Raw genomic sequence first — 20,235 nt, forward strand, 5'->3', positions numbered from 1 at the left:
GGCCGATGGGAGGAACTGCTCGGGCGTGGGCGCGCCGGCAGGGCCACGGCTTCACGACGCTCACCGACCGGACCGCGACCTTCCAGCTCGTGCGCGGCCCGGCCGAGCTGCAGCGCTGGCAGGGCGCCGAGCGCGCCGGCGGGCCCGGGGTCGACGGCATCGTCGACCGGCCGCCGGCCCGCTGGGGCCTCGCCGCCCGGGGCGCGCTCGTCGAACCGGGCGGGCCGACCACGGGGTTCGACATCGACCGCCGCGAGGTGGTCTGGGCCGACCTCGCCCCGCGCCTCGACGCCCACGCGGCCGCCGCCCAGTGGGACCCGGCGACCGCGGTCGACTGGGACGCCGCCCCCGCCGACCCGGTGCCCGACGTCGAGGCCGCCGTGGTGCAGGTGATGACCTACCTCGTCGAGAACGAGCAGGCCGCCCTCGTCGTGCCGGCGGGCCTGCTCGCGCGCGTGCACCCGCACTTCCGCGAGGTCCAGCAGCTCCTCGCCGTGCAGGCGGCCGACGAGGCCCGGCACATGGAGGTCTTCACCCGGCGCGCGATGCTCCACGGCGGGCCGATGGGCACCTCCTCGGCCGGCGGTCGCTCGTCGCTCGCGACCCTCCTCGCCGAGCCGGACTTCTCGCTCGCGTCGTTCCTGCTCTCGGTCCTCGGGGAGGGCAGCTTCCTCGCCCTGCTCGGCTTCCTCGAGCAGCACGCCCCGGACCCGGTCACGGCCCGGATCACCCACCTCGCCCGCGTCGACGAGGCGCGGCACGTGGCGTTCGGCGTCGCGCACCTCGAGCACCAGAGCACGCTCGACCCGTCGCTGCGCGGGTCGCTGCGCACGGCGATCGCGCGGCGTCACGACGCGCTGGTCGACACCGCCGGGCTCAACGCGGACGTGCTCGACGCCCTGGTCCTGCTCGCCGCCGGGTCGTGGGCGCCGGAGGCGATCGCGCGCGGGTACGACCGCGTCCAGGAGCTGCACCGCGCGATGGACGAGGGCCGCCGCGGGCGGCTGGCGCGGCTGGGCTTCCCGCCCGACGAGGCCGCCGAGCTCTCGGCCCTGCACACGCGCAACGTCATGGAGGCGCGCTCAGCTCAGGCGACGAGCGCGGCCTGCAGGTCCTCGCGCGCGTGCTCGAGGGCGCGCAGCCGGCGCCCCCGCGCGGGCACGTACTCGTCGGCGAGCAGCGCGGCGATCTCGGCCTCGACGGCGCGGAGCCGGTCGCGGGCCGCGGCCCGGGCGACGACCCGCTCGGCCTCGCGCGCCACCTCCCGCGCGGCGGCGCTGCGCCAGGTGTCGCGGTCGACCAGGTCCCGCCAGCTCCGTGGGAGTCGCATGTCCCCTCCTCCTGTCGTCGCATCCTTACTAAACCGGTTCAAAGCAGGAGCGCGCAAGAGGTGGCGAGAAGTCGATCGACCTGCGGTTGAACCGGTTCATCTGCTCGTCGGCTCCCGGCCACCACGCCGGGCGCGGGAGAATCGGGGGGTGCAGACCGACGGGCGCCGGGGCGGGCGGGTCACCCTCGCGACGGTGGCCGACGCGCTGGGCGTCTCGCGGGCGACGGTGTCCAACGCCTACAACCACCCCGAGCGGCTGAGTCCCCGCCTGCGCGATCGGGTCCTCGACACCGCCCGCGAGCTGGGCTACGCGGGACCGCACCCGCTGGCCGCGACGCTGTCGCGGGGGCGGGTCAACGCCCTGGGCCTCGTCTACGACGACCCGATGTCGTTCGCGTTCAGCGACCCCGCCGCGGTGCTCTTCCTGCAGGGGGTCAGCGAGGTCTGCGAGGACGAGGACCTCGCCCTCGTGCTCATCAGCGGCGGGCCCGCCGGGGCCGTCGCCCGCGTGGCGCTGGTCGACGCCGTCATCTGCTACTGCGACGTGCCGATCGAGGGCAAGCTCGCCGCGATCGTCGACCGCGGCCTGCCCTTCGTGGTCGTCGACGGGCCGCGGCTGCCGGGCGCCGGGCACGTCGGCATCGACGACCGCCGGGGCGCCGCGTCCGCCGCCCGCCACCTGCTCCACCTCGGCCACACCCACCTCGGCGTCATCGCCATGCCGATCGTCGACGACGAGTGGGAGGGCACCGCCGACCTCGACCGCCAGGCCCGCGCCCACTACCGCGCCGCGCGCGAGCGTCTCGTCGGCTACCGCGAGGCCGCGGAGCAGGCCGGCCTGACCTGGGCCGACGTGCCCGTCGAGGAGCGCTCGCCGTACGGGCGCGACGCGGGCCGCCGGGCCGCCGCCGCGCTGCTCGCCCGCCGGCCGCGGCCGACGGCGCTGCTCGCGATGAGCGACGAGCTCGCCCTCGGGGCGATGGCCGCCGCGCAGGACGTGGGGCTGTCGGTGCCGGGCGACGTGTCGATCGTCGGGTTCGACGACGTCCCGGCCGCCGCCGACGCCCACCCCGCCCTGACGACGGTGCGCCAGCCGCACCGCGAGAAGGGCCGGCGCGCGGCGGCCCTGCTGCTGCGCCCGAGCACCGTCGACGACGAGCACCGCCTGCCCGTCGAGCTCATCGTGCGCGCCTCCACCGGCCCGCCGCCCCGGCACTGAACAGGTCCGGCGCAGGTCCGGGGCAGGTCCGGGGCAGGTCCGGGGCAGGTCCGGAGCAGGTCCGGCCCCCTCCGAACGGAGGGCCCCCGGACCGTCCGCGCAGACACCGTGCGCCGCGCCACGCGCCGGTACGGTGCTGTGGAGCGAGTCACGCGGAGAAGGGTCGTCATGGCTGGTCAGTGGTTCGAGTCCGTGGCCGAGGCGCAGCGGCGCGCCCGCAAGAGCCTCCCGAAGTCGGTGTACGGCGCGCTGGTCGCCGGCAGCGAGGCCGGCGCGACGCTCGAGGACAACGTCAACGCCTTCCGCGAGCTGCAGTTCCTGCCGCACGTGTGCGACCTGCCGTTCGAGAAGGACCTGACGACCACCGTCATGGGCCAGGACATCTCGATGCCGGTGATCATCTCCCCCACCGGGGTGCAGGCGGTCAACCCGGAGGGCGAGGTCGCGGTCGCGCGCGCGGCGAAGAACGCGGGCACGGCCATGGGCCTGTCGTCGTTCGCCAGCCGCGCGATCGAGGACGTCGTCGAGGCCAACCCGACGACCTTCTTCCAGATGTACTGGGTGGGCGACCGCGACACCCTCGCCGCCCGCGCCGAGCGGGCGAAGAAGGCCGGCGCCAAGGGCCTCATCGTCACGCTCGACTGGTCGTTCTCCCACGGGCGCGACTGGGGCAGCCCGGCCATCCCGGAGAAGATGGACTGGAAGACGATCCTCAAGTACATCCCCGAGGGCGCGACACGGCCGAAGTGGGGCCTCGCGTTCCTGCGCTCGGGCAAGATCCCCGACCTGACGGTCCCGAACATCCCCACCCAGGGCGAGCAGGCCCCGACGTTCTTCGGCGCCTACGGCCAGTGGATGTTCACCCCGCCGCCCACCTGGGCCGACGTCGCGTGGCTGCGCGAGCAGTGGGGCTCGGACCTCCCGTTCTGCGTCAAGGGCATCACCCGCATCGACGACGCCAAGCGCGCGGTCGACGCCGGCGCCACGGCGATCCAGGTGTCCAACCACGGCGGCAACAACCTCGACTCCACCCCGGCGCCGATCCGCGTGCTGCCCGGCATCGTCGACGCGGTCGGGCGCGACGTGGAGGTCATCCTCGACGGCGGCATCCGCCGCGGCAGCGACGTCGTCAAGGCCCTGGCGCTCGGCGCGCGCGCCGTCGCCATCGGCCGCGCGTACCTCTGGGGCCTCGCCGCGGCCGGCCAGCCGGGCGTGGAGAACGTCTTCGAGATCCTGCGCGGGGGCATCGGCTCGGGCCTCATGGGGCTCGGCAAGTCGTCGGTGCACGACCTCGTGCCCGAGGACCTCATCATCCCGCCGAACTTCACCCGCCAGGCCGTGCACTAGCGGCCCCGGCAGACGACGAGGGCCCCTCCCGATCACGGGAGGGGCCCTTCGTCGTCCTGCTGCACAGCGCGGTAGCGGTGGGATTCGAACCCACGGTGGGCAGAACCCACACGCGCTTTCGAGGCGCGCTCCTTTGGCCGCTCGGACACGCTACCGCCGACAAGGCTACGGGACCGCTCCTCCGCGCTGACGACCGGGCCAGAAGCCGACCATCAGTGCCGCGCACTCGGCCTCCCGCACGCCGGCGACGACCTCGGGCCGGTGGTTGAGCCGCCGGTCGCGCACGACGTCCCACAGCGACCCGACGGCCCCGGTCCGCGGCTCCCAGGCCCCGAACACGATCCGGTCGACCCGCGCGAGGACGGCCGCGCCGGCGCACATCGTGCAGGGCTCCAGGGTCACCACGAGTGTGCAGCCGCTCAGCCGCCACCCGTCGCCGTGGTGCGTGGCCGCCTCCCGCAGGGCGAGGATCTCGGCGTGCGCGGTCGGGTCGCCGAGGGCCTCGCGGGCGTTGGCGGCGGCGGCGAGCTCGCGGCCGTCGGCGTCGACGACCACGGCCCCGACGGGCACGTCGTCACCCGAGGACCGGGCCACCTCGAGGGCCCGGTCCATCCACGCCTCAGGTCCCAGCGGTCTCCACGACCTTGGCCAGCTCGTCGGCGAAGCCGCACCGGCGGGCGATCGCCGTCAGCTGCTCGTCCGGGTAGAGGTCGATCTCCTCGACCAGCACCGCGAGCTCGTCCGCGGGCACGCCGAGGTCGGCGAGCATGCCGAGGTCGCCCTCGGGCCACGGGTCGTCGTCGGCCTCGTCCTCGTCGGGCACCTCGAGGCGCAGGAGGTCGAGCACGTCGGCGGCGACGTCGTAGTCGAGCGCCGCGACGGCGTCGGAGAGCAGCAGCGCCACCCCGCCCGGCGTCGGGCGCACGAGGACGAAGAACTCGTCGTCGACGTCGAGCAGGCCGAGCACCGCGCCGGTCGACCGCAGGCCGCGCAGGGCGCTGATGGCCGCGTCGAGGTCGGCCAGGCTGTCGCGGTCCATCGCGACGGCGCGCCAGCGGCCCTCCTCGCGCGTCACCGCCACGGCCCACCCGTCGAGGGGCGCGACGGTGCCGGCGCCCCCGCGTGTCGCGGCGGAGCCTCCGGGGCCCTGACCTGCCATGCCACTACGGTAGGTGCGGGTGTGCCTGCGTGGAAGTCCAGCGAGGTCACGGGCGCCGGGCGGTCGTCGGCGCACTGCCTCCGGGCATCCGGGGGGTCGCCGGCGGGTGAACGGGCGGTGCGCGCACGCCGCGAGCACACGACGGGGGTGCCAGGATCGGACGGGTGACGGCTCCGGAGCGGCGAGCGGGCGGTCGCCGGGCGGCACACCGCGCCCCCGAGCGGGCGCTCCTCGCCGAGGCCCGCGCGCTGCAGCCCCGCACCCTCGCCCTGCGCCGGGTCCTGCACCGCCACCCCGAGGTCGGGCTGACGCTGCCCGTCACCCAGGCGGCGGTGCTCTCCGCGCTGCGCGAGCTGCCCCTGGAGATCGACACCGGCCGCGACTGCACCTCCGTCACGGCCGTCCTGCGGGGCGCCCGCCCCGGTCCGACGGTGCTCGTGCGCGCCGACATGGACGCGCTGCCGATGACCGAGGACTCCGGCGTGCCGTTCGCCTCGGAGACCGACGGCGCCATGCACGCCTGCGGGCACGACCTGCACACCGCGATGCTCGCCTCCGCCGCCCGGCTGCTCTGCGGGCGGCGCGAGCGGCTGGCCGGCACCGCGGTGTTCATGTTCCAGCCGGGCGAGGAGAGCGCCCACGGCGCGCGCACGATGATCGACGAGGGCCTGCTCTCGGCGGACGGGCCGGGCGGCGTCCCGGAGTCGGCGATGGCCCTGCACGTCACCTCGCGCCTCGCGGCCGGCACGCTGCAGACCCGCCCCGACTCGATCATGGCGTCGTCCGACGACCTGCACGTGCGCGTCACCGGCCGCGGCGGCCACGCCTCGGCGCCACAGGACGCGCTCGACCCGGTGCCCGCCGCCGCCGCGATGGTCGGCGCGCTGCACACCATGATCACGCGGCGGGTCAGCGCCTTCGACCCCGCGGTGCTCACCGTCGCCCACATCAGCGCCGGCACCACGACCAACGTCATCCCGGAGACCGCCGTGCTCGAGGGCACGGTGCGCACCCTCTCCGAGGAGACCCGCGCCCGGGTGCTCGACGAGATCCGGCAGGTCTGCACGGGCGTCGCCGCGGCCTACGGGTGCGAGTGCGACGTGCACATCGAGGTCGGCTACCCCGTCACCGTCAACGACCCGGACGTCGCCGAGCGCGTCGCCGACGTCGGGCGCTCGGTGCTCGGGTCGCGCTTCGTCGAGCCGATGCCCGACCCGATCATGGGCTCGGAGGACTTCTCCTACGTGCTCGGCCGCGTGCCCGGCGCGCTCGCGTTCCTCGGCGCCTGCCCGACCGACGTCGACCCGGCCGAGGCGCCGCCCAACCACTCCAACCGTGTCGTGTTCGACGAGGACGCCATGGTCGCCGGGGTCGCCCTGTACTCGGGGTACGTCCTGGACGCCCTGCGAGCCCGCTGACCTGCGTCCAGCGACCCGTTCGGGCGCACCGCCCTCACTCTCCCGGGTCGCCCTACCCTCGCTCGCGTGGATGCCGACACGGAGACCGTGGAGTCCGCCGGGGTGGACGGGCTGGCCTCGGCCGGGGCCACCCTGGCCGCCGCCCAGCAGCGTCCGGTGTGCGTCATCGGGCTCGGCCTGATCGGGGGGTCGCTGCTGCGCGCCGCCACCGACGCCGGGCGGCGCACCTGGGGCGCCTCCGCCTCGACGACCACCGCGGAGAAGGCCGCCGCCGACGGCTACGACATCGCCGCCTCGGTCGACGAGGCGCTGGCCCGCGCCGCCGTCGAGGACGCCCTGGTCGTGCTCGCGGTGCCGCTCACGGCGCTCGACGACGTGCTCGCGACCGTCGCCCGCGAGGCGCCGGAGTGCCGGCTGACCGACGTCACCAGCGTCAAGGTGCCCGTCGCCGAGGCCGTCGCCCGCCGCGCGCCCGCGACCCGCTTCGTCGGGGGCCACCCGATGACCGGCACCGAGTTCTCCGGCTGGGACGCCGGCTCGCTGCAGCTGTTCCACGAGAAGGTCTGGGTCGTCGCGACCGAGGACGACGCCGACCTCGAGGTGTGGGTCGACGTCGCCGCGCTCGCGCTGGCGTGCGGAGCCGTCGTCGTGCCCGCGGCCGCCGACGAGCACGACCTCGCCGTCGCCCGCATCTCCCACCTCCCGCACCTGTTCGCCGCCGTGCTCGCCGCGGTCGGCGCCGACGGCGGCGAGCTCGCCCTGGCCCTGGCCGCCGGCTCGTTCACCGACGGCACCCGGGTCGCGGCCACCCGCCCCGAGCTCACCGCGGCGATGACCGAGGGCAACCGCTCGGCCCTGCTCTCGTCGCTGGACGACGCGCTGGGACGGCTCGGGGCGGCGCGGGGCTCGCTGGCCTCCACCGGGGGGCTGCTGGCGACCCTCACGGCGGGCCACGACGGGCGGACCGCGCTCGACGGCGCGCGCAGCGCCCGCCGCGAGGTCCGCATCGACCTCGAGGGCACGCCGGCGGAGTTCCTCGAGGACATGCGCGAGCTCGGCCGCACCGGCGGGCGCGTCATCGGCTGGACCTCCGAGGCCCTCGACGCCGCCGACGAGGCGATGGGGATCGAGGCGTAGCTCCCCCTCCTGATGGGACCTGTCGGTCCTGGTTCTGCCAGGCTCGGCTGCGGTAGCGGCCGGCGGGTCAGCACTCACCTCTCCAGGGCGATAGTCAGCTCTAGCCTCAGATCGTGCGCCCGCCGGTCGTGAGCAGACGTGGATCGCTGATGGGATGACGTGCCCCGCCGCTGGCTTCGGTGTGCGGTGAGCACTTGACCATCAGGTCGCGGCTGGTCTGCTCCGCGCTGCCGAACGAGAAGGTCGTGAGCGCGATCAGGAGGCCGACGCGTGGTGCTGTTCGTGGGCGATGACTGGGCCGAAGACCACCACGACGTGGAGGTCCTCGACGACACCGGTCGCCGGTTGGCGAAGGCCCGGCTGCCCGAGGGCATGACGGGCATGTCGCGGCTGCACGAGCTGCTCGCCGAGCACCTCGGCGAGGACGCGATCGATGCTGAGACCGGAACCCTGGCCGAGGGGGAGGTGATCGTCGGGATCGAGACCGACCGCGGCCCGTGGGTGGCCGCGCTGATCGCGGCCGGCTACCAGGCGTTCGCGATCAACCCGCTCTCGGCGGCACGCTATCAGGAGCGGCACTCGACCTCCGGGGCGAAGTCCGACCCTGGCGATGCCCACGTGCTGGCCGAGATCGTGCGCCTGGACCGGGCCCACCACCGCCCGATCGCCGGCGACAGCGACGCCGTGGACGCTCTGAAGCTGGTCGCGCGCAGCCACCAGTCGCTGATCTGGGAACGCACCCGGCACCTGCAGCGGTTGCGCCAAGCGCTGCGGGAACACTTCCCCGCCGCGCTCGTCGCGCTGGCCGCGGGAGGCCTCGAGCTCGCCGACCCCGACGCGTTGGAGCTGCTCGAACGCGCCGGCGACCCGGACCGCGCCGCGCGGCTGTCCCGAGCGAAGATCGCCGCCATTCTCAAGCGGGCCCGCCGCCGCGAGGTCGAGGTCAAGACCGAGGCCATCCAGGCCACACTGCGGGCCCCAGCGCTGCGCCAGCCCGCGGCGATCGAGGCGGCCTACGCCACCATCGCCGCCTCCCAGATTCGGCTCATCGTCGGGCTCAACGCCCAGATCCCGGCGCTGCAGGAGGTGGTGGCGCAGGGTTTTGGCCAGCACCCGGACGCTGAGATCTACCTCAGTCAGCCGGGTCTCGGGACCGTGCTGGGCGCCCGGGTGCTAGCCGAGTTCGGCGACGACCCGCACCGCTACCAAGATCACAAAGCCCGCCGGAACTACGCCGGCACCTCCCCGATCACCCGCGCCTCGGGCCGCAGAACCGTCGTCCTGGCCCGTTACGCCCGCAACCGCCGCCTCGGCGACGCGGTCCACCAGTGGGCGTTCTGCGCCCTGGGCGCTTCACCCGGCGCCCGGGCCTACTACGACCAGCTCCGCGCCCGCGGCGCGAACCACCACGCCGCCCTGCGCCAACTCGGCAACCGCCTCGTGGGCATCCTGCACGGCTGCCTCAAGACCCACACCCGCTACGACGAGACCAACGCCTGGGCCCACCGGCAGGCCGCCGCCGCTTGACCTCCCAACCCATGGGATGTCTGAGGTCGTCTCAGCGAAATGGGCCCGCGCTGTCGGGGTCGGCGGCTAGACTCGAACACGTGTTCGAAGGATTCGTCGACGAGACGGTCGGCCCCCGTGTGGTGGGTCTGGACGACGTCGCCCCGGGGGCCGAGCTGGCCGATCAGCTCCTGGCCGCCGAGCTCCTGGCGCCGTGCGCCGAGGCGGGCGACCACTCGCCGGCCGGCGAGCTGGCCTGGCAGGTCGCGTCCGCGGAGGGTCTGGCACGGCTCGAGGGCTGGGCGCGGATGACCGCGTGGGTCCAGGCGCAGGAGATGATCTCGATCGAGGCGCTGGTCTCCCGCGCGGTCGACCGGGCGGAGCAGCGCCCACCGGGCACACTGCTCGATGACGTGGTGGGCGGCGTGAGCGCCGAGGTCGACTCGGTGGTCGCCGAGCTGGCGCTGGTCTGGCAGGTCGCCCAACGCACCGCCGCTCGGCGGGTCGACGAGGCGGTCAGCCTTGTCAGCGGCCTGCCGCTGTTCGTCGAGGCGATGCTCGACGGGCGCCTGGGGCTCGCCCACGTCCGCGCGGTCGGCGGGGTCCTGCTCGACCTCGACCCCGGGCTGCGCGAGCGCCTCTGCCGCGACCTGCTCGAGGGCACGTCGGCCGGCCGGCCGCTCGCCCGCACCCCCGCCCAGCTCGCGGGGTCCGCCCGGCGGGCCGCGGTGCGCCTCGACCCCTCGAGCGCCCGCCGGCGCGAGCGCGCGGCGGTGCGGGAGCGCGGGGTCCACCTCGGCGCGGAGGACCACGGCATGGCGACGGTCACCGCCTACCTCCCGGCCGCCGAGGCGCTGCTGCTCTACCGCACCCTCGACGCCCACGCGCGCCGCGCCGACCCGGTGGACCCCGAGCCCGCGAGCGTCGAGGACGGCGACCGCACCCCCGACGCCCGGCGCGCCGACGCCCTCTGCGACCTCGTGGCCCTGGGCGCCCTCGCGGCCGCCGGCGCCGTGCCGGCGGGTCCCGACGGCCCGGAGGGCGAGCGTCGTGACGGTCTCGACGACGAGGTCCGGGCCCGCGACGCCGCCGACGCCTCCGGGGACCCCGCCGCTCACGGCTCCGGTGCCGGCTCGCCAGAGCCGACAGAGCCGACAGACGCCGGCGGTCGACCACGAGCCGCGGCCGATGCGCCGACCGCTCGCTCGTCGGCGACACCGACCCGCGCGCCGACCCGTCGGCCGCGCGACGTCCAGATTCGGGTCGTCGTCCCGGCCGACACGCTCCTCGGTCTCGACGACCGTCCCGGCGAGCTGGTCGGCTACGGCCCGATCACCGCGGACACGGCGCGAGCCCTCGCGGCCGAGGGCGACGCGACGTGGCGGCGGGTCCTCACCGACCCGGCGACCGGCGCGGTCCTCGACGTCGGCCACCAGCGCTATCGACCACCGGCGGCGATGGCCGAGCACGTGCGCAACCGCGACCTGACCTGCACCTTCCCCGGCTGCCGCGTGCCGGCGCAGGCGTGCGACCTCGACCACCTCGTCCCCTACGGACCCGACGAGGGCGACGGGCGCACCGCTGCCGACAACCTCGGTCCCGAGTGCCGGCACCACCACCGCATCAAGCACCTGCCCGGGTGGGCCGTGGCGCGGGGTCCGGACGGCTCGGTCCTCTGGACCACGCCGACGGGCCGCCGCTACCGCACCGTGCGCCCGGTGCTCCTGCCGGCGACGGCGGACGTGCACGCGTCGGTCACCCCGGGCCCGCCGGACGATCCCCTCGGACACGCGCGCCGCGAGCCGATCGGAGGCCACCACGATGATCCGCCGACGTGAGGCCACGCCCGCGGCGCACTCGTCAGAACAGCGTGTCGTGCTGCGGCGTGCGCTCCCGGCGCGCGTGCCGTGGCCGGCGGGACGCGGGTGGAGCAGCGGGCTGGGTCGCGGGCGGAGCGGCGGGCTGGGTCGCGGGCGAACCGGCCGGGACCGGGGGCGCGGCGGGCATCGGGGTGGGACTGGTCGCGAGGGTCGGGTCCACGCGGATCCAGTCGCCACCCGACTCGCCGGAGCGGTAGGGCGTGCCGCGGCGCTTGGCGATCACGCCGGACAGGTGCTGCGCGACCACGCCGGACAGCAGGGCGGGGCCGTCGTCGTACGCCGGGCTGATCTGGATGCGGGTGGTGCGCGAGAGGTCCAGGCGCGTCAGCACGGCCCGGCGCTCCTCGAGCGGGCGCGGGTCGAGCGGCACCCCGTAGAGGCGCATGACGTCGTAGACCATGAACACGGCCGGCCGCTCGCGCGCCAGCGCCCGGGCGCGGCCGGCGTCGGCGACCCGCAGGCGCTCGCCCAGCGCGTCGGCGGACGGGCTGCCGCCGTCGAGCATCACGGCCTCGCCGTCGAGCAGGCCGTCGGCGACGGCGTCGACGAGGCCGCCGAACTCGGGGAAGCGGTCGGTGACGTCCTCGCCGTCGGCGGTGCGGAGCGTCAGCTCGCCCTGGTCGACGTCGGCGAGCAGGCGGACACCCGCCCAGTCGACCTCGTAGCTCCACGCACCGTCGACCGGCAGGTCGCCGGGGACGGGGAGCATCGGACGCACCGGACCATCGTGCCCCCGCCCTCCGACAACGCCGCGGACCGGGGTCGGCGCGTCGTCGGCAGCGTTGACTGGGACAGATGGTGCTCCTGCGGCATGCTGGGGCCGACGCACGGTGACGGTCGACGACCCGCGACGACCCGCCTGTCCGCCGAGAGGGGCCGATGATGCGCGCGATCTGGAACGGCGCGGTGTCGTTCGGGCTCGTGAACGTGCCGGTGCGGCTGTACGCCGCGACCACGAACCACGACATCCGTTTCCACCAGGTGCACGAGCGCGACGGCGGCCGCATCCGCCAGAAGCGCACGTGCTCGGTCTGCGGCGAGGAGGTGCAGTACTCCGAGATCGCCAAGGGCTACGAGACCGACGACGGCCAGCTGATCATGCTCGACGACGACGACCTCGCGACGCTGCCCGTCGCCAGCGGCCACGAGATCGACGTCGTGCAGTTCGTGCCGTCCGACCAGATCGACGCGCTGCTGCTCGACAAGAGCTACTACCTCGAGCCGGAGAACAAGGCCGTCAAGCCCTACGCGCTGCTGCGCGAGGCGCTGCGCGAGACCGATCGCATGGCCGTGGTCAAGGTGGCGCTGCGCCAGCGGGAGACGCTGGCGCTCCTGCGCGTGCGCGACGAGGCGATCGTGCTGCAGACGATGCTATGGTCCGACGAGGTCCGCGAGCCGGAGTTCGAGACGCTGCGCACCGAGGTCGACCTGCGCCCGCAGGAGATGCAGATGGCGTCCTCGCTGGTCGAGAGCCTCTCCGGCGACTTCGACTCCGACCAGTTCGAGGACGACTACCGCCAGGCGATGGTCGACCTCATCGAGTACAAGCGCGAGCACGGCGGCGGGCGTCCGGCGCCCGAGCCGGCGGTGGCCGACGAGGGCGACGACATGACCGACCTGCTCACCGCCCTGCGGCGCAGCGTCGAGGCGGCCGGCGGCAAGGCCCCGGCCGAGGAGCCCGCGGCGGCGAGCGCCGACTCCGGGTCCGAGGAGGCCGCGGCCGAGGAGAAGCCGAAGCGCTCCCGCTCGCGGACCAAGAAGACCGAGGAGAAGACGGAGGAGAAGGCCGAGGAGGCCACCGCGGAGGCGCCGAAGAAGTCGACCCGGCGCTCGCCCTCGAAGAAGAAGTCCGAGGACGGCGACGAGGAGACCGCGCCGGCGAAGGGCCGTCGCACCAAGAGCGCCTGACGACAGCGCCAGCACCGGCCGCACCGACGGTCGATCGCCACGCCGGCGTTCGTCGGCCTGGTGCGTCAGTTCGTGAGCGCGTCCTGGTCGGGCACGTCGTAGCCCTGGTCCTCGATGGCGTCGACGAGCGCGCGGACGGTGACGGCCTCGTCGTGATCGACGCGCACGCTGCGGGCGTCGACGTCGACCTCGACGGCCTGCACGCCCTCGAGCGGGCCGACCGCGCCCTCGATCGCCTGCTTGCAGTGCCCGCAGTGGATCTCGGGCACGGACAGGGTGGTGCTGGTCATCGGCGGGCCTCCGTTTCGTCGCGGCGGGGCCGGGGGAGCCCCTCGCGTCCAGCGCACCGTCCCGTACGGGGAGCGGGTGCATACCCCCCGAGGGTACCGACGACGCGAGGAGGCGCCGCGCGCGATGGCCGATGAGTCGAAGCCGCTGCAGGGGAAGACCGTCATGTTCCTCTGCGCCAAGGAGGGCACCGAGCAGGTCGAGCTGACCGAGCCGTGGAAGGCGGTCGAGGAGGCCGGCGGCACGCCCCTGCTGGTGTCGGAGACGCCGGGGTCCATCCAGGCCTTCAACCACCTCGACAAGGGAGACCGCTTCGACGTCGACGCGGTGATCACCCAGGTCAAGATCGAGAACTACGACGCCCTGGTGCTGCCGGGCGGGGTCGCGAACCCCGACCTGCTGCGCACCATCCCGGACGTCGTCCAGGTCGTCGGGCAGTTCTTCGCGAACCGCAAGCCCGTGGCCGCGATCTGCCACGCGCCCTGGACGCTCATCGAGGCCGACGTCGTCAGCGGGCGGCGCATGACCTCGTTCCCGAGCATCGCCACCGACCTGCGCAACGCCGGCGCGGAGTGGGTCGACGAGGAGGTCGTCGTCGACGACGGCCTCGTCACGAGCCGCAATCCCGACGATCTGCCGGCGTTCTGCCGCACGCTGGTCGAGGAGTTCGCCAACGCCCCGACCCCGGCCCACGCGCTCTCGGCCGACCAGGCCTGAGCGAGGACGACACCGCACGTCAGAGCACGTCAGACCACGACCCCGACGCCGACCGGCCCCCGAAGCCGGTCGGCGTCGTCGCTTTCGGGCTCGTGCACTCAGCCCCCGCTGATGAGGTCCTGCGGGATGTCCTCGTCCTCCCGGATGGCGTCGAAGAACTGCGCGGACTTCTGCCGGTTCCACACGACGCCGCCGGAGACGCTGCTGGACAGGTCCACGGGCACGGTCGTCGTCACCCCGCTGCCGCCGGAGAGCGAGCGCATCGCGAAGCCGAGGCTCGCGAGGTTCCAGACGTGCGTGCTGTCGTCGACCGTCAGCGTCCCGATCGCCGAGTTCGCGAACGGGATGATCCGGAACGGGTTGAGCAGCACCGTCGGGCTCGACGCCTCCGAGATCAGCGCGGAGAGGAACTTGCGCTGGTTCTGGATGCGCTGCAGGTCGGCGTTGGGGAACGCGCGGGTGCGCACGAAGCCGAGGGCGTTCGGGCCGTCCAGCTCCTGGCAGCCGGCGGGGAGGTCGATGCCCGCCTTGGGGTCGTCGATGGCGTCGTCGAGGCACATCTCGACGCCCCCGATCGCGTCGACCATGCCGGCGAAGCCCTCGAACCCGATCTCCGCGTAGTGGTCGATCTCGATGTCGGCGTTCGCCTCGACGGTCTGCACGAGCAGCTCCGGCCCGCCGATCCCGTACGCGGAGTTCAGCCGGCCGCGGCCGTGGCCCGGGATGGAGAGGATCGAGTCCCGCGGCAGGCTCGTCAGCGACGTCTGGCCGCCGAAGCCGCCGACGTGCACGAGCATCATCGTGTCGGTCCGGCTGCCGTCGACCTCGCCAGTGGAGAGCTGCTGCGCGGCGGTGTCGTCGAGGCCGGCGCGGCTGTCCGAGCCGATGATGAGCCAGTTGGTGCCCGAGCTCGGCGAGCCCTCGTACTCCGGCAGGGCCTCGATCCGGGTCATGCGCGCGTCGAGGTAGATCGCGAACCCGACGACGAGCAGCAGCAGCACGGCGAGGACCGCGCCGATGCGCTTCGGCCAGCTCAGCCGCGAGAACCGCCCGCCACCCCGACCGCCGCCGCCCCCGCCCGAGCGGGACCACGCCGGCCGCTCCGGCATGCGCTCGCGCCAGGACGGCCGCGGCTCGCGCTCGCGGGCGGCGCGGGCGACGTCCGGATCGAAGCCGACCTGCGGGTCACGGCTCCAGTCCGGGGTGCCGACACGGGTGGCCTGCTGGCGCGGGCCGCCGGGCGGGGCCGCGGGTGTGGCGCCGCCGCGGCGTCCTCCGCGGTTGCGCCCGGGCATCGAGAAGCCGCCGGGCCGCGGGGGCGGACCCTGGGGCGGCTGGCCCGGGGGCGGTCCGGCGGGACGGCCGGCCGGGCGTCCGCGGGGTCCGGGCGGCGGGCCGCCGGGGCCGCCAGCAGGGCCGCCAGGGCCTCCGCCCACGCCACCTCCCGCGCCGCCGCCGGGTCCTGAGGGGGGTCGTCCCCGGCCGGGGGGTCCGCCGGGTCGGTTCATCGCCGTCTCACCTCGCGCCTCGCGTCGGCCCGGCGCCGGTGGGGCGCCCGGCCGGCTCTCGGGTCCCGGCCACGGGGGCCGCCGTCGCCGTGATCGCCCGAGGATACGCAGGCCACGGCACCGCGGACCGACCCCCGCTCGACGGGCGCGCGTCCCGCGACGGTCGGGCGGTCGGCGCGGCACGGCGGGAGGAGCGGTGGGAGGAGCCCCGGGAGAGCGGTGGGAGATCGCCGCCGGCCGTCACCCGGACGGCCCAGAGATCCGCTCAGCCCTCGCGGCGGGCAGCGCGGTCGATGACGGCGAGGACGAGGTCGGTGACGGTCGGGGCGAGCTCGCCGAGGCGGTCGCCGCGGCCGTCCTCGACGGCGTCGAGCACGAGCTCGTTGATGCCGCCGACGAGCGCCACGGCGGTGGGGCGCGGCAGGCCGTCGACGCCGGCGAGCTCCGGGACGTCCGGCCCCGGTCGCCCCGGTCCCGTCGACGCCCAGCGCGCGGCGCCGAGGGCGACGAGGGCGGAGAGCTGGTCGGCGAAGCGGTTGAGCACCTCGCGCCGCACCCGCCAGCCGCGCGGGCCCAGGCCGCTGATCTCCGTGAGCAGCGTGCGGGTCAGCGCCGGCTGCTCGGCGAGCGCGGTGAGGTAGGCGCGCGTGCCCGCCGTCACCTCGTCGGCGAGCGAGGGCGGCGGCGTGCCCGGGTCGGCCTCCACCGCGGGTGCGACGGCCTCGGCGATGCGGGTCAGCGGGCCCTCGGCGGCGGCGACGTAGGCGGCGAGGAAGCAGTCCTCGCGGTCGGCGAAGTGCTGGTAGAAGGTCCGCTTCGACACGCGGGCGGCCGCGACGACGTCGGCGACGGTGACCGCGGCGTACCCCCGGTCGGCGACCAGCGCGATCATCGCCTGCACGAGACGATCACGGTGGGCGGACCCCGGCGGGCTCGCGGTGTGATCAGCGGCAGGAACGGACACTGGACAACGGTACCACCGCGTACCACACTGGCCGCCGTCCTGGTACGGTCGCGTACCAACTGTCGCGCGGGCGACCGGCCCACGCCACGAGGAGGACCCATGAGCACGGTGACGCAGACCGAGCGTCCGGCCGACCCGGGGCACGGCGGCGAGCCCGTCGCGCACCTCGCGGTGGCCATCGTCGGGAACGGCTTCTCGGGCCTGGGCACGGCGATCCGGCTGCGCCAGGCGGGCGAGGACAACTTCCTGATCTTCGAGCGCCACGACGACGTCGGCGGCACCTGGCGCGACAACTCCTACCCCGGCTGCGCCTGCGACGTCCCGAGCCACCTCTACTCGTTCTCGTTCGCGCCGAACCCCGACTGGAGTCGCTCGTTCTCCGCCCAACCGGAGATCCATGCCTACCTGCAGCGCGTGTCGGCGGAGTACGGGATCGACCGCTTCACCCGCAACCGGCACGAGGTGCTCGACGCGTCGTGGGACGAGGGCGCGCAGCACTGGGTCGTCACCACCAGCCAGGGCGTCTGGACCGCCGACGTGCTCGTGCTCGGCTCGGGCGCGCTGTCCGACCCCTCGTTCCCCGACGTCCCGGGGCTCGACAGCTTCGAGGGGCCGGTCTTCCACTCGGCCACCTGGCGCCACGACCTCGACCTGACCGGACGCCGCGTCGCCGTCATCGGCACCGGCGCCTCGGCGATCCAGTTCGTGCCGGAGATCGCGCCGACGGTCGGCAACCTCACGGTCTTCCAGCGCACGCCGCCGTGGATCATGCCGCGCGGCGACCGGGCGATCACGAGGCTCGAGAAGCTGCTCTTCCGTTACGTGCCGGCCACCCAGCGGGTGGTCCGCGAGGCCATCTACTGGGCGCGCGAGACGTTCGTGTTCGGGTTCAAGGACCCGAAGCGCATGGCGAAGGCCGCGAAGATCGCCGAGGCGCACATGCGCCGCCAGGTCCGCGACCCGGAGCTGCGCGAGAAGATCACGCCGAGCTACTCGATGGGCTGCAAGCGCATCCTGATGTCCAACGACTACCTGCCCGCGCTGGACCGGGACAACGTCGAGGTCGTCACCGAGAAGATCGTGGAGATCCAGCCCCACGCCGTCGTCACCGCGGACGGCACCGAGCACGAGGTCGACACGATCATCGCCGGCACCGGCTTCGCCATCGGCGACCTGCCGATCAGCCACCGCGTCCACGGCCGGGACGGCCGCACGATGGCCGACCACTGGAACGGCTCGCCGTTCGCCCACAACGGCACGATGATCGCGGGCTTCCCGAACGCGTTCACCCTGCTCGGCCCGAACACCGGGCTGGGGCACAACTCGGTCGTGTTCATGATCGAGTCCCAGATCGCGCTGGTCATGGACACGCTGCGCCACATGCGCACCCACGGCGTCGGCGCCGTCGAGCCGACGCCCGCCGCGCAGGAGGCGTTCGTCGCCGAGATGCAGCGCAAGACCGAGGGCACCGTCTGGGTCGATGGCGGCTGCTCGAGCTGGTACCTCGACAAGAACGGCAAGAACTCCGCCCTCTGGCCGACCTTCACGATGCCCTTCCGGCGGCGGGTGCGGCGCTTCCGGCCCGAGGAGCACACGATCACCCCGCTCGCCGCCACCCGTCACTGAGCCCCGACCACCCGAGGAGACACCCGTGGCCCCCCACAACCCGACCGGCGCCGCCCTGCGGGACAAGGTCCTGTTCATCACGGGCGCCGCCCGCGGCATCGGCGAGGAGACCGCGCGGCGCGCCGCCGCGCTCGGCGCGCACGTCGCCGCGGTGGGCATGGAGCCCGAGCGCCTGGAGAAGCTGGTCACCGAGCTCGGTCCCGGTCACACGTGGGCCGAGTGCGACGTCACCGACCAGGAGTCGCTCGACGCGGCGGTCGCGCAGACCGTCGCCGAGCTCGGCGGCATCGACGTCGTCGTGGCCAACGCCGGCATCGCCAACCACGGCACCGTCGCGACGAGCCCCGCCGACGTCATCGCGCGCGTCATGGAGGTCAACCTCATCGGCGTCTCGCGGACCGTGTCGGCCACCGTCGCCGAGGTCGAGAAGCGCCGCGGCTACGTCCTGCTCGTGTCGTCGCTCGCCGCCTTCACCGCGCTGCCCGGCATGGCCGCCTACTGCGGCGCGAAGGCCGGCGTCGAGAACTACGGCAACGCGCTGCGCTTCGAGCTCGCCCACCGCGGCATCGGCGTCGGCACCGCGCACATGGGCTGGATCGACACCGACCTCGTCCGCGACGTCAAGGCCGACTCGTCGACGTTCGAGGACACCCTGAAGAAGCTGCCCTACCCGCTGGGCGCCCTGACGTCGGTCGAGGACTGCGCGGACGCGTTCCTCGAGGGCATCGCCAAGCGCAAGCGCCGCATCTTCGTGCCGAAGGCCGTCGCGCTCGTCGCCGCGATGCGTCCGCTGACGTTCTCGTCTCTCGGCGACCTGCCCGTCCTCGCGCAGGCCAAGACGATGGTGCCCCGTCTGGAGGAGCAGTTCCGGAAGACCGGATGCACCTTCGGTGCGACGAGCGCCGGGATGGGCAAGCCGCGACGGTGACCGGCACGGCGGGACCCCCGCGGCGCGCGTAGCGTCGCCGCTGAACCACCACTCAGCGAAAGAGGGTCCCGCTCGTGACCGACCTCGCCACCGGCCCGGTCTTCACCGACGACTACTGGCGCGAGCCGTTCGCCGTCCTCGCCGAGGTCCGCGAGCACGCGCCGGTCCGGGAGGTCGAGCTGCCCGAGGGCGGGAGCACGTGGCTGGTCACGCGCTACGCGGACGCCCGCTCGGTGATGGCCGACCCGCGCTTCGTCAAGGACTTCCGCAACTCGTTGCCGGAGGAGCAGCGGGCGAACGTGCCCGGGATCCCGGCCCCGGGCGGGCTGATGATGCTGCTCAACGACCCGCCGGTGCACACCCGGCTGCGCAAGCTCGTCGTCAAGGCGTTCACGGTGCGCCGGGTGGCCGCGCTGCGCCCGCGGATCGAGACGACCGCGGCGGCGCTGCTCGAGGGCATGCCCGGCGACGCGCCGGTCGACCTCGTCGCCGACTACGCGGTGCCGCTGCCCATGGCGGTCATCTGCGAGCTGCTCGGCGTGCCGGTGGACGACCGCGACGCGTTCGGGGCCTGGTCGAACACGATGATCGACGAGGGTCCCGACGAGGGGAAGCAACAGGCGAGCGCGAGCCTCGCCGCCTACCTGGGCGAGCTCATCGAGCGCAAGCGCGCCGAGCCCGACGACGCGCTGATCTCCGCGCTGATCGAGGTCTCGGAGGAGGGCGACGCCCTGACCACCGACGAGATCGTCGCCATGGGCATGATCCTGCTGATCGCCGGCCACGAGACGACGGCGACGCTGATCACCACCGCGGTCGAGGCGATGCTGCGCGACCCCGCGCTGCGCGACCGCCTCGCGGCCGCCGAGCCCGAGGCGCTGCGCGCGGCGATCGAGGAGTTCCTGCGCTGGGGCTCGCCGATCGCCCACGCGCCCCTGCGCTTCGCCGCCGAGGACGTCGACCTCGACGGCGTCGTCATCCCGCGCGGCGCGCTGGTGACGGTGTCGCTGGCCGCGGCCAACCACGACCCGGCGCGGTTCGAGCACCCCGACGACTACGACGAGCTGCGCGACACCACCGGGCACCTCGCCTTCGGCCACGGCCTGCACTTCTGCCTCGGCGCCTCGCTCGCGCGGCTCGAGGCCGAGGTGGCGCTGCGGTCGCTGCTCGACCGGTTCCCCGGGTTCGTCGCGGGCACGGAGCTGCCGGTGGAGCGCCGGCGCAGCGTGCTCGTCAACGCCTGGGCCCGGCTGCCCGTGCTGCTGGCGCCGGGGGACGACGGCTGACCCGGGGCCGGTCT

17 protein-coding genes and 1 tRNA gene are annotated in these 20,235 nt (G+C 74.7%); 11 read left to right on the top strand and 7 right to left on the bottom strand.

Annotation, left to right across the window (positions count from 1 at the left end; genetic code table 11):
• Positions 1 to 5: 5 nt before the first annotated feature.
• Together PH190_RS19005 and mftD are read left to right on the top strand one after the other, a co-directional pair.
• Positions 6 to 2,549, top strand: coding sequence for a substrate-binding domain-containing protein (locus PH190_RS19005; RefSeq protein WP_274233100.1), 2,544 nt, complete (start codon positions 6 to 8; stop codon positions 2,547 to 2,549).
• Positions 2,550 to 2,717: 168 nt separating this feature from the next.
• Positions 2,718 to 3,896, top strand: a complete 1,179-nt coding sequence (gene mftD / locus PH190_RS19010) for a pre-mycofactocin synthase MftD (protein ID WP_274233101.1) — start codon at positions 2,718 to 2,720, stop codon at positions 3,894 to 3,896.
• A gap of 69 nt (positions 3,897 to 3,965) precedes the next feature.
• On the opposite strand, the gene PH190_RS19015 is transcribed toward mftD, so the two are convergent.
• The 3 genes from PH190_RS19015 to PH190_RS19025 form a co-directional block, all read right to left on the bottom strand.
• A tRNA-Ser gene (locus tag PH190_RS19015) sits at positions 3,966 to 4,051 on the bottom strand.
• Positions 4,052 to 4,061: 10 nt separating this feature from the next.
• Positions 4,062 to 4,508: a nucleoside deaminase gene (locus tag PH190_RS19020; RefSeq protein WP_274233102.1), complete on the bottom strand. Its 447-nt coding sequence runs from the start codon at positions 4,506 to 4,508 to the stop codon at positions 4,062 to 4,064.
• Positions 4,509 to 4,515: 7 nt separating this feature from the next.
• Positions 4,516 to 5,055, bottom strand: a complete 540-nt coding sequence (locus PH190_RS19025; RefSeq protein WP_274233103.1) for a tRNA adenosine deaminase-associated protein — start codon at positions 5,053 to 5,055, stop codon at positions 4,516 to 4,518.
• 164 nt (positions 5,056 to 5,219) lie between these two features.
• Between PH190_RS19025 and PH190_RS19030 the strand changes: the two genes are divergently transcribed.
• The 4 genes from PH190_RS19030 (at position 5,220) to PH190_RS19045 (ending at position 10,954) form a co-directional block, all read left to right on the top strand.
• Positions 5,220 to 6,473, top strand: coding sequence for a M20 metallopeptidase family protein (locus PH190_RS19030; RefSeq protein WP_420791677.1), 1,254 nt, complete (start codon positions 5,220 to 5,222; stop codon positions 6,471 to 6,473).
• 156 nt (positions 6,474 to 6,629) lie between these two features.
• Entirely contained in the window at positions 6,630 to 7,610 is a 981-nt protein-coding gene (locus tag PH190_RS19035) for a prephenate dehydrogenase (RefSeq protein ID WP_420791680.1), read from the top strand.
• Between the two features lie 273 nt (positions 7,611 to 7,883).
• A complete protein-coding gene (locus PH190_RS19040; RefSeq protein ID WP_274233215.1) occupies positions 7,884 to 9,137 on the top strand; it encodes an IS110 family RNA-guided transposase in 1,254 nt (417 codons plus the stop codon).
• A gap of 80 nt (positions 9,138 to 9,217) precedes the next feature.
• On the top strand, positions 9,218 to 10,954 hold the full coding sequence (locus PH190_RS19045; protein WP_274233104.1) for an HNH endonuclease signature motif containing protein: 1,737 nt from the start codon (positions 9,218 to 9,220) through the stop codon (positions 10,952 to 10,954).
• Between the two features lie 22 nt (positions 10,955 to 10,976).
• On the opposite strand, the gene PH190_RS19050 is transcribed toward PH190_RS19045, so the two are convergent.
• On the bottom strand, positions 10,977 to 11,705 hold the full coding sequence (locus tag PH190_RS19050) for an ATP-dependent DNA ligase (protein ID WP_274233216.1): 729 nt from the start codon (positions 11,703 to 11,705) through the stop codon (positions 10,977 to 10,979).
• 170 nt (positions 11,706 to 11,875) lie between these two features.
• Between PH190_RS19050 and ku the strand changes: the two genes are divergently transcribed.
• Positions 11,876 to 12,904, top strand: a complete 1,029-nt coding sequence (gene ku, locus PH190_RS19055) for a non-homologous end joining protein Ku (protein ID WP_274233105.1) — start codon at positions 11,876 to 11,878, stop codon at positions 12,902 to 12,904.
• Positions 12,905 to 12,969: 65 nt separating this feature from the next.
• On the opposite strand, the gene PH190_RS19060 is transcribed toward ku, so the two are convergent.
• Positions 12,970 to 13,194 (bottom strand): copper ion binding protein, encoded by a 225-nt coding sequence (locus PH190_RS19060; RefSeq protein ID WP_274233106.1) that lies wholly within the window; start codon positions 13,192 to 13,194, stop codon positions 12,970 to 12,972.
• 124 nt (positions 13,195 to 13,318) lie between these two features.
• Between PH190_RS19060 and PH190_RS19065 the strand changes: the two genes are divergently transcribed.
• A complete protein-coding gene (locus PH190_RS19065; RefSeq protein WP_274233107.1) occupies positions 13,319 to 13,909 on the top strand; it encodes a type 1 glutamine amidotransferase domain-containing protein in 591 nt (196 codons plus the stop codon).
• A gap of 98 nt (positions 13,910 to 14,007) precedes the next feature.
• Here PH190_RS19065 and PH190_RS19070 read toward each other — a convergent pair whose 3' ends face one another.
• Entirely contained in the window at positions 14,008 to 15,345 is a 1,338-nt protein-coding gene (locus tag PH190_RS19070; protein WP_274233108.1) for an LCP family protein, read from the bottom strand.
• 337 nt (positions 15,346 to 15,682) lie between these two features.
• Positions 15,683 to 16,309, bottom strand: a complete 627-nt coding sequence (locus tag PH190_RS19075; RefSeq protein ID WP_274233217.1) for a TetR/AcrR family transcriptional regulator — start codon at positions 16,307 to 16,309, stop codon at positions 15,683 to 15,685.
• Between the two features lie 171 nt (positions 16,310 to 16,480).
• Here PH190_RS19075 and PH190_RS19080 point away from each other — a divergent pair, with 171 nt between their 5' ends.
• The 3 genes from PH190_RS19080 (at position 16,481) to PH190_RS19090 (ending at position 20,221) form a co-directional block, all read left to right on the top strand.
• Positions 16,481 to 18,007 (top strand): flavin-containing monooxygenase, encoded by a 1,527-nt coding sequence (locus PH190_RS19080; RefSeq protein ID WP_274233109.1) that lies wholly within the window; start codon positions 16,481 to 16,483, stop codon positions 18,005 to 18,007.
• A 25-nt stretch (positions 18,008 to 18,032) separates the two neighbouring features.
• Positions 18,033 to 18,935: an SDR family oxidoreductase gene (locus PH190_RS19085; RefSeq protein WP_274233110.1), complete on the top strand. Its 903-nt coding sequence runs from the start codon at positions 18,033 to 18,035 to the stop codon at positions 18,933 to 18,935.
• 74 nt (positions 18,936 to 19,009) lie between these two features.
• The gene (locus PH190_RS19090; protein ID WP_274233111.1) at positions 19,010 to 20,221 is read left to right on the top strand and encodes a cytochrome P450 family protein; all 1,212 of its coding nucleotides are present in this window, start codon (positions 19,010 to 19,012) and stop codon (positions 20,219 to 20,221) included.
• Positions 20,222 to 20,235 lie beyond the last annotated feature (14 nt).

Source organism: Actinomycetospora straminea, from assembly GCF_028737255.1.
In the GTDB taxonomy this organism is placed as follows: Bacteria; Actinomycetota; Actinomycetes; order Mycobacteriales; family Pseudonocardiaceae; genus Actinomycetospora; species Actinomycetospora straminea.

What these genes read in the sequence shown, in the direction of transcription:
- ku (WP_274233105.1), top strand. Translation starts at nt 11,876, where the DNA reads ATGATGCGCGCGATCTGGAACGGCGCGGTGTCGTTCGGGCTCGTGAAC.
- PH190_RS19060 (WP_274233106.1), bottom strand. Translation starts at nt 13,194, where the DNA reads ATGACCAGCACCACCCTGTCCGTGCCCGAGATCCACTGCGGGCACTGC.
- PH190_RS19020 (WP_274233102.1), bottom strand. Translation starts at nt 4,508, where the DNA reads ATGGACCGGGCCCTCGAGGTGGCCCGGTCCTCGGGTGACGACGTGCCC.
- PH190_RS19005 (WP_274233100.1), top strand. Translation starts at nt 6, where the DNA reads ATGGGAGGAACTGCTCGGGCGTGGGCGCGCCGGCAGGGCCACGGCTTC.
- PH190_RS19075 (WP_274233217.1), bottom strand. Translation starts at nt 16,309, where the DNA reads ATGATCGCGCTGGTCGCCGACCGGGGGTACGCCGCGGTCACCGTCGCC.
- PH190_RS19065 (WP_274233107.1), top strand. Translation starts at nt 13,319, where the DNA reads ATGGCCGATGAGTCGAAGCCGCTGCAGGGGAAGACCGTCATGTTCCTC.
- mftD (WP_274233101.1), top strand. Translation starts at nt 2,718, where the DNA reads ATGGCTGGTCAGTGGTTCGAGTCCGTGGCCGAGGCGCAGCGGCGCGCC.
- PH190_RS19025 (WP_274233103.1), bottom strand. Translation starts at nt 5,055, where the DNA reads ATGGCAGGTCAGGGCCCCGGAGGCTCCGCCGCGACACGCGGGGGCGCC.
- PH190_RS19050 (WP_274233216.1), bottom strand. Translation starts at nt 11,705, where the DNA reads ATGCTCCCCGTCCCCGGCGACCTGCCGGTCGACGGTGCGTGGAGCTAC.
- PH190_RS19080 (WP_274233109.1), top strand. Translation starts at nt 16,481, where the DNA reads ATGAGCACGGTGACGCAGACCGAGCGTCCGGCCGACCCGGGGCACGGC.